Source organism: Tepidiforma sp. (assembly GCF_026419595.1).
Lineage (GTDB): Bacteria > Chloroflexota > Dehalococcoidia > Tepidiformales > Tepidiformaceae > Tepidiforma.
Genome location: NZ_JANZZD010000012.1, coordinates 37,453 through 51,180, shown reverse-complemented (window position 1 = coordinate 51,180; position 13,728 = coordinate 37,453). Strand labels below are relative to the sequence as shown.

The window sequence follows — 13,728 nt, the reverse complement described above, 5'->3', positions numbered from 1 at the left end:
GATCCCTCTCCGTGTTGCCCGCCCCGGCGCCAGCCGCTCCTCCCCCAGCTCCTCCTCCAGCGACGCCAGCGCGTGCGCCCGCTCGTTGTACCGGCCCCGCAGCTCGTCCCGCACCGACCCCTCCCAGAGCGGCACCCCGAGGAAGTACGCCGCCCGCCCCAGCAGGTGCGCTGCCACCGGCGCCGTCATCGCGATGAACACCGCCGCCGCGATCACCCGCGTCGTCACCGCGAGGTTCCCGAACTCCACCGCCGCCGCCGCCAGCAGCAGCCCCACGCCCAGCGTCGCCGCCTTCGTCGTCGCCTGCATCCGCGTGAACAGGTCCGGCATCCGCAAAATCCCCAGCGCTGCCACGAACATCAGCGACGACCCGACAACCAGCAGCACGCCCACGATGATGTCAGCCATCCCGCCGCTCCTCCGGGTGGCTCCCCTTCTCGATGTAGTACGCGAACGCCGTCGTCGCGAGGAACGTCACCAGCGTCAGCACGATGCCGACATCGAGGTACGCCGACCGCCCCGCCGCAATCGCGTACACCGTCAGCAGCCCCAGCCCCTGGATGGTCAGCAGGTCGAGCGCCACCACCCGGTCCGGCAGGCTCGGTCCCCGCACGAGCCGGTAGCCCGCCATCGCCACGCCCGCGCAGAGCGCCGCCACCGCGAAAATCTCCGCCGGGTTCCCGGCCAGCAGCCCCGTCATTCCACCAGCTCCTTCACCCGCCGTTCGAACCCGGCCTTCTGCTCCCTCCGGAACGCCTCCGCGTCCCGCACCCACATGCCGTGCACGTACAGCGTCTTCCGGTCTTCCGAAACGTCGAGCGCCAGCGTCCCCGGCGTCAGCGTCATCACGATCGCGAACAGCGCGATCGGCCCGTCCCCCTCCAGGTCGAGCGGGATACCCACGACCCCCGGCGCAATCGGCGGCTTCGGCGAAAGCACGTCGCGCGTCACCCGCAGGTTCGCTTTCACCAGCTCGACCACGAAGAAGACCGCGAACGCGGCCACGACCCGCGCCTTCCGCAGGTAGTCCGTCCCCGCGCCCCCGAGGAAGATCAGCACCCCGAGCCCGAGCGCCATCCCGACCGCCAGCTGCACGCCCGAGACGGCGCCGCTCAGCGCGGCCCACGCACCCGCCAGCAGCAGGATCCAGAGCAGCCCCTTCATCGCGCGCCACCTCCCAGCACGGCATCGATATACCCCGTCCGGTCGAACAGTTGCTGACCGGCCAGCTCCATCGGCCGCCACCACCATTCCGCCCCCACCCCCATCGCGATCGCCAGCAGCGCGAACGCGATGACCGGCACCCACGACGCGGCCCCGACCGCTCCCTCGCTCACCGCCCCGCCCGGGCTCGGCTTCAGGAACGCCTCCGTCCAGATCTTCACCATCGAGAAGAGCGTCAGCAGCCCCACGCCGAGCATCACCCCGGCGACGGCGTACTCCCGGGTCTCGATCGCCGCCCGCACCATGATGAACTTCGCGAAGAAGCCCGAGAGCGGCGGCACCCCTGCGAGGCTGAACGCCGAGACGAAGAATGCCGCCGCCAGCCACGGGTGCGCCCGCGCCAGCCCGCCGAGGTCTTTCAGCTCGTAGCTCCCCCGCAGCCGCCGCACCACCCCCGCCACGAAGAACAGGTTCGTCTTCGCGATGATGTTGTGGACCATGTAGAAGAGCGCCCCCCCGAGCGCCAGCGGCGTCGCCAGCGCCAGCCCCATCGTCATGTAGCCGATCTGGCTGATGATGTGGAACGACAGGATCCGCTTCATGTCCTGGTGCGCCGCCGCTCCCAGCACCCCGCTCACCATCGTCGCCGCCGACATCAACAGCAGCAGCTCCCGCGTGTACCCCGTGTCCTGCGTGAAGATCAGCGTGAACACCCGCAGCAGCGAATACACGCCCACCTTCGTCAGCAGCCCCGCAAAGAGCGCCGCCACCGGCGCAGGCGCCGTGTGGTACGAGGCCGGCAGCCAGAAGTAGAGCGGGAACACCGCCGCCTTCAGCCCGAACGCCACCAGGAACAGCATCGCGACCACGGTGTAGTAGCGCGCATCGGCGTCCGCTTCCCCCACCCGAAGGGCGAGGTCCGCCATGTTCAGCGTCCCGGCTGCCCCGTACAGCAGCCCAACGCCCGAGAGGAACCCGACCGACCCGAGCAGGTTCAGCGCCACGTACTTGAGCCCCGCCTCGAACTGCGGCCGCTCGCCCCCGATGACGAGCAGCACGAACGAGGCCATCAGCATCACTTCGAACCAGACGTACAGGTTGAAGATGTCGCCCGAGAGGAACGCGCCGCACACCCCCATCAGCAGCACGTGGATGAGGGCGTAGTACCCCGCACTGATCCGCCCGGCATCGACCACCCGGAACGAGTACACCGTCGCCGCCAGCCCGACCGCGGCCGCGACCGTCACCATCACCGCCGAAAGCATGTCCGAGACCAGCACGATGCCGAACGGCGCCGGCCAGCCGCCGACCTCGATCACCTGGATGCCGTCCTGCCACGTGCGGACGAGCAGCGCGGCCGCTGCCGCGAGGAGCGCGAGCGCCCCGCCGAACCCGATCGGCGCCTGCCACCGCGGCCGCGAAAGCAGCAGCAGCCCCGCCACCGCCGTCGCCAGCGGCAGGATTACCGGCAGCGCGACGAGCAGCGTCACGCGTCGCCCTCCGCCGTCTGCACCGCCACCGGCGGGGGCGGCGGCTCCGTCGTCGTCAGCGCATCGATGTCGTCGCTCCCCACCGAGCGGTACACCCGGTATGCCAGCGCCATCGCGAACGCCTGGATCGCGAACCCGATCACGATCGCCGTCAGGATGAGCGCCTGCGGCAGCGGGTCCGCCGTCCCCGCCGCCAGCACCTCCTCCCCGTCGCCGATGAGCGGCGGCTCGCCGCGCACCAGCCCGGCCGCGACGAAGATCAGGAGGTTCGTCCCGTTCGTCAGCAGCGCCAGCCCGATGACCACCTGCGCCAGCGTCCGCCGCAGCAGCAGGTAGAGCCCGCACGCGTACAGCCAGCCGACCGTCACCGCCAGCAGCAGCTCCACCCTACTCCTCCTCCCCCATCAGCGGGATGATCACCGCCAGCGCCACGCCGATGACCACGAGGTAGACGCCGATGTCGAACAGCAGCGGCGTCCCGAGCTTCACCCCCTCGCCCACGTTCACCGTCACCCACTGCCCCGCCATGAACCCGTCGCCCGCCAGCACGCCCGCGAACCCGCTTGCCAGCGCGACCCCCAGCCCCAGCGGGATGAGCAAAAGCGGCGAAATCCGCGTCGCCCGCCACCCCGCCATCGGTTCGAACGCCACCGCCATCAGCACGAACGCCGCCGCCGCCATGATCCCGCCGCTGAATCCCCCGCCCGGCGCGTTGTGCCCCCGCCACAGCAGGTAGAGCGACGCCAGCAAGAGCAGCGACGCCAGCAGCCGCGCCATCGTCCGCAGGATCGACGAGTTCACCGCGACCACCTCCGCACCCGCAGCAGCGCGAACACCCCGAACGCCGCCGTTCCCAGCACCACGATCTCACCCAGCGTATCCAGCGCCCGGAAGTCCACGAGGATGACGTTCACCACGTTCTTCCCGAACGCCTCGAGGTACGCCGTCTCGCCGAAGTACGACGAAATCGGCTGCCCCTGCTGATGCCCGAGCGACGCCAGCACCAGCACCGTCATCGTCACCCCCACCGCCAGCGCGATCGCTCCATCCCGCAGCCGCCGCCGCATCGGCCCCCGGTCCACCAGCTTCGGCAGCCGGTAGAACACGAGCACGAACAGCATCACCGTCAGCGTTTCCATCACGATCTGCGTCAGCGCGAGGTCCGGCGCCCCGAACAGCGCGTACACGATCGCCACCCCGAACCCGACCGCCCCGAGCGCCGTCACCGCCGCCAGCCGCGACATGTGGACGATCGCCGTCGTCGCGCCGGCCACGATCGTCGCCGCCACCGCCGCCTCGTAGAACGCCGGCGTCAGCCAGTCCCGCTCGATGCTCCCGCCCCACCGCACCAGCGCCGCCCACGCGAGCCCGACGAACGTCAGCAGCACCACCGCGATGTACCCCCGCAGGTAGCCGCGCTGCACCCAGACCGTGTGGAAGCGCGCCAGCCGCTGCATGCCGTAGTACAGCCAGTCGTACACCTTCGGCCCCGAGGGGAACCACCGCGCGCCCATCAGCCGCCCCGTGGGGGCGGTCAGCCGCCGCACTCCCAGCCCCAGCAGCACGCCGCCGCCGACCGACAGCGCGCTCAGCCCGAGCGCCGTGTTGAACCCGTGCCACAGCTTCAGCGACACCTTCACCGGCTCTCCGGCGACTGCTGCCGCCGCCGGCGCGATCAGCCGCCCCTCGATGACGCCCGGCGCGAGCGCCAGCCCGATGGAGAGCGCCCCCAGCGCCAGCGGCCCCGCGAGCAGCCCCGCGCTCCCCTCGTGCGGGTGCCCCGGCGCCCGCTCCGCCCCGAAGAACGGCCGCAGCAGCACCACCGCCGCCGCCGTGAACAGCGCCCCCGAGGTGACGATCGCCGCCAGCGCCCAGCCGCCGGCCGCTCCCCCGTCCTCCAGCCCCGCCTCCAGCGCGGCCTCCTTCCCGATGAACGCCAGCACCGGCCCGAAGCCCGCCAGCCCCACGCTCCCGGCCGCCACCGCCGCGAACGTCCACGGCATCGCCCGCCGCAGCCCGCCCAGCTCGTCCACCATCCGCGTCCCCGTCCCGTGGTCGATCGCCCCCGCCGCCATGAACAGCGCCCCCTTGTACAGCGCATGCCCAACCACGAACACCATCGCCGCCTTGATCGCGAGCTCCGTCCCCAGCCCCAGCAGCATCGTCAGGAACCCCAGCGCCCCCACCGTCGTGGAGGCGAGAATCCGCTTCAGGTCCCGCTCGTGGACCGCCACGAACGCCCCTACCGCCAGCGTCGCCGCTCCCACCGACACCACCGCCGGCCGCCAGCCCTCCAGCTCGCCGAGCACCGGGTGGAGCCGCGCCAGCAGGTACACCCCCGCCTTCACCATCGTCGCCGAATGGAGGTACGCGCTCACCGGCGTCGGCGCCGCCATCGCCCCCGGCAGCCAGAAGTGGAACGGCACCTGCGCCGACTTCGTGAACGCCCCCAGCAGCACCAGCACCAGCGCACCGGTCGCCAGCGAGCTCCCCGCGACCGCCTCCGCGCTCATCGCCGAAATCCGGTACGTCCCGGCCGCCTGCCCCAGCACCACCAGCCCCGCCAGCAGCGCCAGCCCGCCCGCGCCCGTCACCAGCAGCGCCTGCACCGCAGCCTTCCGCGCTTTCAGCTTCTCCTGCTCGAACGAAATCAGCAGGAACGACGTCACGCTCGTCAGCTCCCACGCCACGAACAGCGTGATGACGTCGTCCGCGAAGACCACGCCCAGCATCGCGCCCATGAACGCCAGCAGCGTCGCTTCGAGCCGCCCCGCCCCCGGCTTCCCCGCCATGTACGCCTCGGCGTAGACGAGGATGAACGCCCCGATGCCCGCGATCAGCAGCCCGAACAGCAGCGCCAGCCCGTCCGCCCGGAGCGCCAGCTCCACCCCCAGCGAGGGGAACCACTCCGCCGACCACGTCAGCGGGCGCCCCTCCGCCGCCCGGTCCAGCAGGCTGACGAAGTACGCGAACACCCCCGCCGGCACCGCCGCCAGCAGCAGCCCGCGCCACCGCCGCGCCGGCAGCAGCAGCGCCAGCGGCACGGCAAGGAAGACCGCAGCGATCGCCACGACCAGGCCCAAAATGGCCCTCCCCGCCAGCGAACTGAGCGGCCGGCGAAACTCGCCGGCCGTCGGTCGTCCAACTCGCCGTCGCCCGGTGCCGGGGCGCGGATACGGGAGCGCGGCCCGCTCGACGGGCCTGGCGGAGGCGCTCTCGGGCACCCGCCTCCGCTGCCATCCTGCCATTTCTACCTTATCCGACCGTTGACGTTCGCTCCAAGATCCAGAATGTCCCAGAATTCACGAATCAGGTTCACCCTGTCCGCCATCCTCCACCCGCCAGAGGCGCCCCGTGGCAGCGAGCTCACCCGTCACCACGTCCCCGGCTGACCCGCCGACCGGCACCCGGCCGCGCCTGCGCGATTTCGGCCTCGCCCCGCTCGTCATCCTCTTCATCCTCAACGCCGTCGACGAGCTCGACCGCGCCGTCCTCGCCGTCGCGATGGAAGATATCCGCCGCGATTTCGACCTCGCCGACTGGGCGGTCGGCCTCCTCCCGCTCGCCGTCGTCTTCATCACCGGCGTCATCTCGCTCCCCGCCGGCAACTGGGCCGACCGCTGGCGCCGCGTCTCCATCCTCTCGGGCGGCGCCGTCATCTGGGGCGGCGCCGGCCTCCTCGCCGCCGCCTCGCAGAACTTCGTCCAGCTCTTCCTCACCCGCGCCCTCCTCGGATTCGGCCAGGGCACCATCGTCCCCACCCACGCCAGCCTCCTCTCCGACTACTACCCCGTCAGCGTCCGCGGCCGCGCCCTCGGCTATCACCGCTCCGCCAATCCCCTCGGCCAGGTCCTCGGCGCCATCATCGGCGGCGCCATCGTGGCCGCCGTCGGCTGGCGCTGGGGCTTCGCCGCTGCCGCGCTCCCCGGTCTCCTCCTCGGCATCTACGCCCTCCGCCTGCGCGAACCCCGCCGCGGCGAAGCCGACCTCGTCGTCGCCGCGAAGCAGGACCCCCTCTTCGCCGCCTTCCTCCAGGACCCGCCCGATAAGCTCGGCTTCCGCCAGAGCCTCGGCAAAATCTTCCGCATCCGCTCCCTCCGCCTCCTCATCTTCACCAACGCCGCCTTCGGCTTCTCGCTCTTCGGCGTCGTCTTCTGGATTCCGGCCCTCTTCGAGCGCGAGTTCGGCTTCTCCACCACCGCTGCCGGCGGCGCGCTCGCCGCGCTCGCCCTCGCCGCATTCGTCGGCACCTGGTACGGCGGCCCCTTCGCCGACCGCAACGTCGCCCGCGGCTTCCGTTACCTCGGACGTGTCGGCGTCGTCGCCACCATCATCCTCACCATCACCTGGTCCATCGCATTCCTCATGCCGAACGCCGCCCTCTGCCTGCTCTTCCTCTGCCTCGGCGCGCTCGTCGCCTCGCTCGGCACGCCGGGCCTCATCTCCATCGTCGCCGCCGTCTCGCCCCCGCGGATCCGCTCGCAGGCGTTCTCTGCCTTCGGGCTCGCGCTCGCCGTCTTCGGCGCCGCGGCCGCGCCGCTCATCGTCGGCGCCATCTCCGAACTCCTCCAGGCCAGCGCCGGTATGGCCGAGGGCGAGGCCCTCCGCTGGGCGATGCTCTCCGCCACAACCGCCGTCATGGCCCTCGGCACGTGGCTCGCCTACCAGGCCAGCCGCACCTGCGCCGAAGACGCCCAGCGCACCATGGCCGACTTCCTCGCCGATTACCAGCGCCGCGCCGCCGAGGCCGCCGGCGGCCGCTGACCGCTACGACCCCGGCAGGAACGGGTTCGGCACCGCCGCCATCCCGAAATCCTCTGCCACCGGCCCCGCGATGAGCGCGCCGCCGTACGTGCTCAGCGCCTCCGCCAGCGCCCGGTCCCGCCGCAGCGCCCCTTCGATGCCGTAGTCCGCCAGCGCCTCCACGTACGGCAGCGTCGCGCTCGTCAGTGCCTGCGTGCTCGTCTGCGGCACCGCCCCCGGCATGTTCGTCACGCAGTAGTGCACCACCCCCTCCTCCACGTACGTCGGCGCACTGTGCGAGGTCGGCCGGCTCGTCTCCGACGCTCCGCCCTGGTCGATCGAAACGTCCACCAGGACCGCCCCCTCGCCCATCGACCGCACCATCGGCCGCGTCACCACCTTCGGCGCCGCATAGCCCGGCACCAGCACCGCCAGGATCGCGAGGTCGGCCCCCGCCAGCTCCTCCGCCACCGCCTGCGGCGATGAGACGCGCGTGCCGATCCGGCCGCCGAAGTTCTCCTGCAGGTAGGCCAGCCGTGAAAGGTCGCGCGACATCACCATCACCCGCGCATCGAGCCCCATCATCACCCGCGCCGCGGCCGTGGCCACCTGCCCCGACCCCACGATCACCACCCGCCCCGGCGGCACCCCCGCGACGCCGCCGAGCAGTTTCCCGCGCCCCGGCCCGGGGTGCTTCAGCAGGTGCGCGCCGATCTCCGCCGCCATCCGCCCCGCCACCTGCGACATCGGCGCCAGCAGCGGCAGGCTCCCGTCCGCCTTCCGCACGAGCTCGTACGCCAGCGCTGTCGTCCCTGAGGCCGCCAGCCGCTCCGTCAGCGCCCGGTCCGCTGCGAGATGCAGGTACGTGAATAGCGCCAGCCCCGGCCGCAGGTAGCCGTACTCGCTCGGCACCGGCTCCTTTACCTTCACGACGAGGTCGCAGCTCCCCCAAACCTCCTCCGCCGTCGGCACCACCCGCGCCCCGGAAGCCGCGTACGCGGCGTCGCTGTGCCCCGAGCCGGCCCCGGCCCCGCTCTCCACCAGCACCTCGTGCCCGCGCAGCGCGAGCGCGTGCGCCCCCTCCGGCGTCAGCCCCACCCGCAGCTCGCCGTCCTTCCGTTCGCGCACCGTCCCGACACGCATCGGCATCACCTCCTGCGCCCATATCCTGCCACGTCCCGCCGGCCGTCACCCCGATTTCCGGGTTTTCCCGCCCCGTTTGCCACTCCGCGGCTCCGCCCCGCGTGCCGATGCCCATGGCGAACCTTCGTTGCCCCGCGGAGACCGGCTCATGAACGCGCAGCGAACCCCTCGAACGCGCGCCCCCTGGCGCACCGCCGTCGGCCTGCTCGCCCTCGCCGCCCTCGCCTGGGGCCTGGCCGCCGCCATCCTCGCCGGCTCCACCGGCGCCCGCGCCGAGGTCACCCCGCGCTTCCGCGACGTCGAAACCGTCTTCCTCGTCGCCCAGGGCGGCCAGTGGTACACCGTGACAATCAGCTTCTTCATGTACGACGACGGCTCCGGCAACTTCGCCCAGGCCGCCGATACCGCCCGCCGCGAAATGCTCGCCCGCTTCCCCGGCGCCTACGAAATCCCGCCTGGCTCCGCCTCCGCCGCCTACGTCACGAGCGGCTTCAAGTGGATGTCCGGCTCCGCCAGCTGGGCGTACAACGGCGCCGGCGCCCACCCCGGCGTCGCTGCCCAGGCCCAGGCCGTCATGCAGGCCGCCGTCCAGACCTGGTCCTCCGCCGGCGCGAACTTCCAGTTCACCGGCGGCGGCACCACCACCGCCGGCACCGGCGCCTGCGGCGGGGGCGGCACCGACGGCCAGAACACCGTCGGCTGGGCGCCCCAGAGCGGCTCCGTGCTTGCCGTCACCTGCTCCTGGTTCTCCACCACCGGGAGCCCCTTCCGCACCGCCGTCGAATTCGACATGCAGTTCGACCCCGACTGGAACTGGACCACCGGTTCCCCGGCGTCCGTCGACCTCCAGAGCGTCGCTCTCCACGAATTCGGCCACGCGCTCGGCCTCAACCACTCGTCCGACTTCTCCGCCGTCATGTACGCGTCCTACGCCTCGGGCTCGATGAAGCGCACCCTCACCCAGGACGACCTCGACGGCCTCTACGCCATCTACGGCCAGGCCGGCAGCCCGAGCCCGACGCCGACCAGCACCCCGACCACCACCCCGACCCCGACGGCCACCCCCTCGGCGTCGCCCTCGGCCTCACCTTCGCCGTCGCCGTCCCCGAGCCCGTCCGCCACGCCCACCCCGACGCGCACCCCGACGCCGACGTCCACGCCCCCGACGCCGCCCGCCGGCGGCGGCAGCTCCACCCCGCCCCCCACGATGCCGCCGACGGCCACGCCGACGCCCACCCGGACCCCGACCCCGCCCGCCGCCGGCAGCCCCTCCGCGACGCCCACGCCCACCTTCACCGCCACGCCGACCCCGACGCGCACGCCCACGCCGCGCCCATCGCCCAGCCCGGTCCCGCCGCCGTCCCTCCCCATCGTGCCCGGCGCGAACCTCCTCGCCTGGCCCGGCGCCGAGCTGCCGCCCGCCGTCGCGCTCGCCGGCGCCCCCGCCATCCGCGCCGTCTACGAATTCGACCCCTGGACCGGCCAGTGGCGGCGCTACGTCGCCGGCGCGCCCGGCTACCTCAACAACCTGCCCATCCTCCGCAAGGGCGGCGTCTACTGGTTCCTCGCCAGCGGCCCGGCCACCATCGCCATCGAACCCTGACCCCGCGCCCCCGGAGCCGCCCGATGGCCCGCCGTCTGTTCGCGCTCCTCGCCGCCCTCGGCGCGCTCCTCACGCTCGCGCTCCCCTCGAGCGCGCACCGCGGCGCCGCCGCGCCCGCCCCGTTCACCTTCGACGTCGCCGCCGACCGGCCCGGCGGGCCGCCCGTCCTCCTCCAGTTCCTCGTCGCCGCCCGCTCGCCCGCCGATGCCGAGCGCGCCGTCTCTGCTGCCGTCGCTGCGCTCCCGGTCGAACCGCGCGAGCCCGCCGCCTCGGCCGCATGGCGCCCCTGGGGCTGGGCCTGGTCCGATGCCGAGCTCCCCGTGCCCGTCGCCTACAACCCCACCGGCGCCCCGCCCGCCGCCGGCCCCCAGGCCGTCATCGCCGGCCTCGAGGCCTGGTCCTCCGTCGAAGGCTCCCGCTTCCGCTTCCGCTACGCCGGCATCACCGACCGCGTCGCCTCCATCCTCGAAGCCGGCCCCGACGGCGAAAACGTCATCTCCTGGGTCCACCTCCCCTGCGACCGCGGCTGCGTCCTCGGCCTCACCAGCAAGGAAGAAGCGCGCGAAGTCGATATGCTCCTGAACAGCAACCCCAACGCCCTCCGCGAACTCGGCCTCGAGACCGTCCTCGACTGGCGCACGGTCATCCTCCACGAACTCGGCCACATGGCCGGCCTCGAGCACTCCTGTCCCGCGCCCTGGGGCCCCTGCACCCCCGACGAGGTCGCCGCTGTCATGTATTTCCAGTACACCGGCATCAACCGCGCCCTCGCGCCCGATGACCGCGCCGGCATCCGCGCCCTGTACCCTGCGGCGCCGGCTGGCCCGGCGCCCGGCCCGGTCCGCGTCGCGCTCGAACCCGGCTGGAACCTCCACGTCCTGCCCGGCCTCGAACCTGCCGCTGCGGCCGCGGCGCTCCCCTGCCTGCAGGCGGCCTACGTCTTCGACGGCGCGTCATGGCGCCGCTGGGCCCGCACCCTGCCGCCGTCGCTCGTCACCCTCGACGAATTTCCGCTCCAGTCCCCGGCCTGGCTCTACGCCGCTTCGCCCTGCACCGCCGACCTGCCGCTGCCCTAGCGGTACCGCGACTCATCCAGCACGAGGTACATGAAGTCCCGCTCCTGCACCCGCAGGAACCGCCCCGGCGAGTCCGGCATCGCCTCCATGAACCGCTCCGGCTTCACCGTCCCGTCCGGCTGCGGGAAGAAGAGCGCCGTCAGCACGTACGGGCTGTTGATGTCCAGCTGCATCGCATACTCCGCGCCCGCCGCCCAGAGCGCCTTCGCCAGCGTCTCCGCGCTCAGCGAGTTCCCCGCCGCCACCAGCAGGTGCCCCTCCTTCGTCACCCCGATCGCCGACCGCCACGTGATGAACTCCGCCGAGTTCACCTGCACGTAGCCCCACGTGTCGTTCCCCTCTGCCGTCCGCTTGCTCACCTCGCCCCGGTCGACCAGCAGCACCGCGTTCTGCCGGCAGGCATCCATCGTCGCCGGGTCCCAGGTCACGTCGCGCCCGTACTCCCCCATCACGAACGTCCCGTCCTTCTTCGTGCACACCGTCGCCAGCCCGTTCCGCAGCCGCTGGAACTCCAGCCCGTGCGCCACCATCCCGAAGTTCCCGTGGTCGCCCTTGAAGCCGCCGTTCCACGCGGCGACCAGCTTCCCGACGTCCTCCTTCGGGATCACCCCCGGCCCCTTCACCCCCCGGCTGCCGCCCGGGTCCACCGTCCCCGCCACCATGTGGAGCCGCACCCGCCGCGCATCCACCAGCAGCACCCCGACGAGTGCGTACGGCCGCGAGGGGTCCGGCCGGAAGAACGTCTTCGCCATCAGCGGGTCCGTCGGCGAGGTCCGCGGCAGGCCCGCCGTCGTCCACGCGCCTTCACCCGGCTCCGGGTGCGGCCGCAGCTGCCGCGTCGCCGGGAACGTCATCGGCACCGGCAGGAACGCATCCGGGTTCGGCCCCGAATCCAGCCCCCGCTTCCCGGCCCACACCACCACCGTCCGCGGCGGCTCCTTCGCTACGTACGCCACCCGCACTTCTTCGGTCGCGAACGGCGTCGTCTCGCCGCCGAGCAGCCGGTACTTCACTTTGTGCACCCGGTCCTCGAGCGCGAAGAACCAGCTCTCCACCCGCGCCGTCCGCTCATCGCCGATCGTCGCCCGCAGCGTGTCGGCCACCTCCGGCGCGATCCGGTCCTTCTGGAGGTACGCCAGCCCGGCCGCTGCCGCCATCACGAGCACGCTGGCAGCCAGCGCCCTCCGCCACGTCAGCCAGCGGCGCGGGGCCGCGTCAGCGGGCCCCGGGGCAGGCTCCTCCGCCGCGGCATCGCCCTGCCCCGGTTCCGCCTCGGCGCGCTTCGCCCCCCGCCGGAACGGCATGCTCCCCAGCACGGCCGCGAGTCTAGCACGCGCTTCCATCACCGCAATCGAAAACGCACATCCCCGACCAAAGGTTCCCCCGGAAGTCCTACACTGGCTCCATGCGCATCCTCGCGATCGACGTCGGCACCGGCACGCAGGACATCCTCCTGTTCGAAAGCGCCGGCCCCATCGAAAACTCGCCCAAGCTCGTGCTGCCCTCGCCGACTGCCATCGCCGCCGCCCGCATCGGCCGCGCCACCGCCGCCCGCCGCCCGCTCCTCATCACCGGCTCCATCGCCGGCGGCGGCCCCTGCGCATGGGCCCTCGAAGACCACGTCCGGGCCGGCCTCCCGGCCTTCGCCACCCCCGGCGCCGCCCGCACCTTCGATGACGACCTCGACCGCGTCCGCGCCCTCGGCGTCACCATCGTCAGCGACGACGAAGCCGTCCGCCTCGATGCCGACCGCGTCATCCTCCGCGACCTCGACCTCGACGCCATCCGCACCGCCCTCGCCGCCTTCGAAGTCCCGACCGCCTTCGACGGCATCGCCGTCGGCTGCCTCGACCACGGCGAAGCCCCGCCCGGCACCTCCGACCGCGTCTTCCGCTTCGACCACCTCGCCCGCGTCGTCCGCGCCCGCAACGACCTCCTCGCCTTCGCCATGGCGCCCGAAGCCCTCCCGCCCTACCTCACCCGCGCCCGCGCCATCGCCGCCGCCGCGCAGGCCGATGCCCCAGCCGCCTTCATGGATACCGGCCCTGCCGCCGCCCTCGGCGCCCTCCACGATGAACGCGTCGCCGCCAGTCCCGAGCGCCTCGTCCTCAACCTGGGCAACATGCACCTCCTCGGCTTCCACCTCCGCGGCCGCACCATCGCGTCGCTCTTCGAACACCACACCGGCGAAGTCACCGACGCCCAGGTCGAAACCTTTGCCCGCCGCCTTGCCGACGGCTCCCTCACCAACGACGAAATCTTCCACTCGAAGGGCCACGGCGCGCTCCACCTCGACCGCTCCCTCGTCGCTCCCGGGCTCCCGCCCGTCGTTGCCGTCACCGGCCCCCGGCGCGGCCGCCTCGCTGGCTCGCCCCTCCGCCCCACATTCGTCGCGCCCTTCGGCGACATGATGATCGCCGGCTGTTTCGGCCTCCTCCGCGCCTTCGCCGAGGTCCACCCATGGGCCCGCGACGCGGTCGAAGCCCGCCTCGGCCCGCTCGCCGCCTGA

Annotated in this window: 12 protein-coding genes and 1 pseudogene; 4 read left to right on the top strand and 9 right to left on the bottom strand. The window is 72.8% G+C overall.

Annotated features, from left to right (window positions below):
- Positions 1-60: 60 nt before the first annotated feature.
- The 7 genes and pseudogenes from mnhG to mbhE all read right to left on the bottom strand — a co-directional run.
- Positions 61-408 (bottom strand): annotated as a pseudogene (mnhG, locus tag N2041_RS08155) (monovalent cation/H(+) antiporter subunit G); the annotation flags it as partial.
- Positions 401-700: a cation:proton antiporter gene (locus N2041_RS08150; RefSeq protein ID WP_297677632.1), complete on the bottom strand. Its 300-nt coding sequence runs from the start codon at positions 698-700 to the stop codon at positions 401-403. The pseudogene mnhG and the gene N2041_RS08150, both read right to left, overlap by 8 nt.
- Positions 697-1,164, bottom strand: a complete 468-nt coding sequence (locus N2041_RS08145; protein WP_297677630.1) for a Na+/H+ antiporter subunit E — start codon at positions 1,162-1,164, stop codon at positions 697-699. The genes N2041_RS08150 and N2041_RS08145 overlap by 4 nt, the downstream gene beginning before the upstream one ends.
- Positions 1,161-2,654: a Na+/H+ antiporter subunit D gene (locus N2041_RS08140; RefSeq protein ID WP_297677627.1), complete on the bottom strand. Its 1,494-nt coding sequence runs from the start codon at positions 2,652-2,654 to the stop codon at positions 1,161-1,163. The genes N2041_RS08145 and N2041_RS08140 overlap by 4 nt, the downstream gene beginning before the upstream one ends.
- Positions 2,651-3,040, bottom strand: a complete 390-nt coding sequence (locus N2041_RS08135; protein WP_297677626.1) for a Na+/H+ antiporter subunit C — start codon at positions 3,038-3,040, stop codon at positions 2,651-2,653. Before N2041_RS08135 ends, N2041_RS08140 begins: the two co-directional genes overlap by 4 nt.
- Position 3,041: 1 nt before the next feature.
- Positions 3,042-3,455, bottom strand: a complete 414-nt coding sequence (locus tag N2041_RS08130) for an MnhB domain-containing protein (protein WP_297677623.1) — start codon at positions 3,453-3,455, stop codon at positions 3,042-3,044.
- Positions 3,452-5,737 carry a hydrogen gas-evolving membrane-bound hydrogenase subunit E gene (mbhE, locus tag N2041_RS08125; RefSeq protein WP_297677621.1) on the bottom strand — a complete coding sequence of 762 codons (2,286 nt, stop codon included), beginning with the start codon at positions 5,735-5,737 and terminating at the stop codon, positions 3,452-3,454. The genes N2041_RS08130 and mbhE overlap by 4 nt, the downstream gene beginning before the upstream one ends.
- A gap of 271 nt (positions 5,738-6,008) precedes the next feature.
- Here mbhE and N2041_RS08120 point away from each other — a divergent pair, with 271 nt between their 5' ends.
- Entirely contained in the window at positions 6,009-7,418 is a 1,410-nt protein-coding gene (locus N2041_RS08120) for an MFS transporter (RefSeq protein ID WP_297677619.1), read from the top strand.
- A gap of 3 nt (positions 7,419-7,421) precedes the next feature.
- Here the strand turns inward: N2041_RS08120 and ald are convergent, their stop codons facing one another.
- Complete coding sequence (gene ald, locus N2041_RS08115; protein WP_297677617.1) at positions 7,422-8,546, bottom strand: alanine dehydrogenase; 1,125 nt, start codon at positions 8,544-8,546, stop codon at positions 7,422-7,424.
- A gap of 142 nt (positions 8,547-8,688) precedes the next feature.
- Here ald and N2041_RS08110 point away from each other — a divergent pair, with 142 nt between their 5' ends.
- On the top strand, positions 8,689-10,143 hold the full coding sequence (locus tag N2041_RS08110; RefSeq protein WP_297677615.1) for a matrixin family metalloprotease: 1,455 nt from the start codon (positions 8,689-8,691) through the stop codon (positions 10,141-10,143).
- Between the two features lie 23 nt (positions 10,144-10,166).
- The gene (locus N2041_RS08105) at positions 10,167-11,219 is read left to right on the top strand and encodes a matrixin family metalloprotease (RefSeq protein ID WP_297677613.1); all 1,053 of its coding nucleotides are present in this window, start codon (positions 10,167-10,169) and stop codon (positions 11,217-11,219) included.
- Here N2041_RS08105 and N2041_RS08100 read toward each other — a convergent pair.
- Positions 11,216-12,535, bottom strand: a complete 1,320-nt coding sequence (locus N2041_RS08100) for a phosphodiester glycosidase family protein (protein ID WP_297677611.1) — start codon at positions 12,533-12,535, stop codon at positions 11,216-11,218. The genes N2041_RS08105 and N2041_RS08100 overlap by 4 nt on opposite strands.
- An 89-nt stretch (positions 12,536-12,624) precedes the next feature.
- Between N2041_RS08100 and N2041_RS08095 the strand changes: the two genes are divergently transcribed.
- On the top strand, positions 12,625-13,728 hold the full coding sequence (locus tag N2041_RS08095; protein WP_297677610.1) for a DUF1786 family protein: 1,104 nt from the start codon (positions 12,625-12,627) through the stop codon (positions 13,726-13,728).

Coding starts and splice junctions, on each gene's coding strand:
- N2041_RS08095 (WP_297677610.1), top strand. CDS start 12,625: ATGCGCATCCTCGCGATCGACGTCGGCACCGGCACGCAGGACATCCTC.
- N2041_RS08110 (WP_297677615.1), top strand. CDS start 8,689: ATGAACGCGCAGCGAACCCCTCGAACGCGCGCCCCCTGGCGCACCGCC.
- N2041_RS08150 (WP_297677632.1), bottom strand. CDS start 700: ATGACGGGGCTGCTGGCCGGGAACCCGGCGGAGATTTTCGCGGTGGCG.
- N2041_RS08145 (WP_297677630.1), bottom strand. CDS start 1,164: ATGAAGGGGCTGCTCTGGATCCTGCTGCTGGCGGGTGCGTGGGCCGCG.
- N2041_RS08105 (WP_297677613.1), top strand. CDS start 10,167: ATGGCCCGCCGTCTGTTCGCGCTCCTCGCCGCCCTCGGCGCGCTCCTC.
- ald (WP_297677617.1), bottom strand. CDS start 8,546: ATGCCGATGCGTGTCGGGACGGTGCGCGAACGGAAGGACGGCGAGCTG.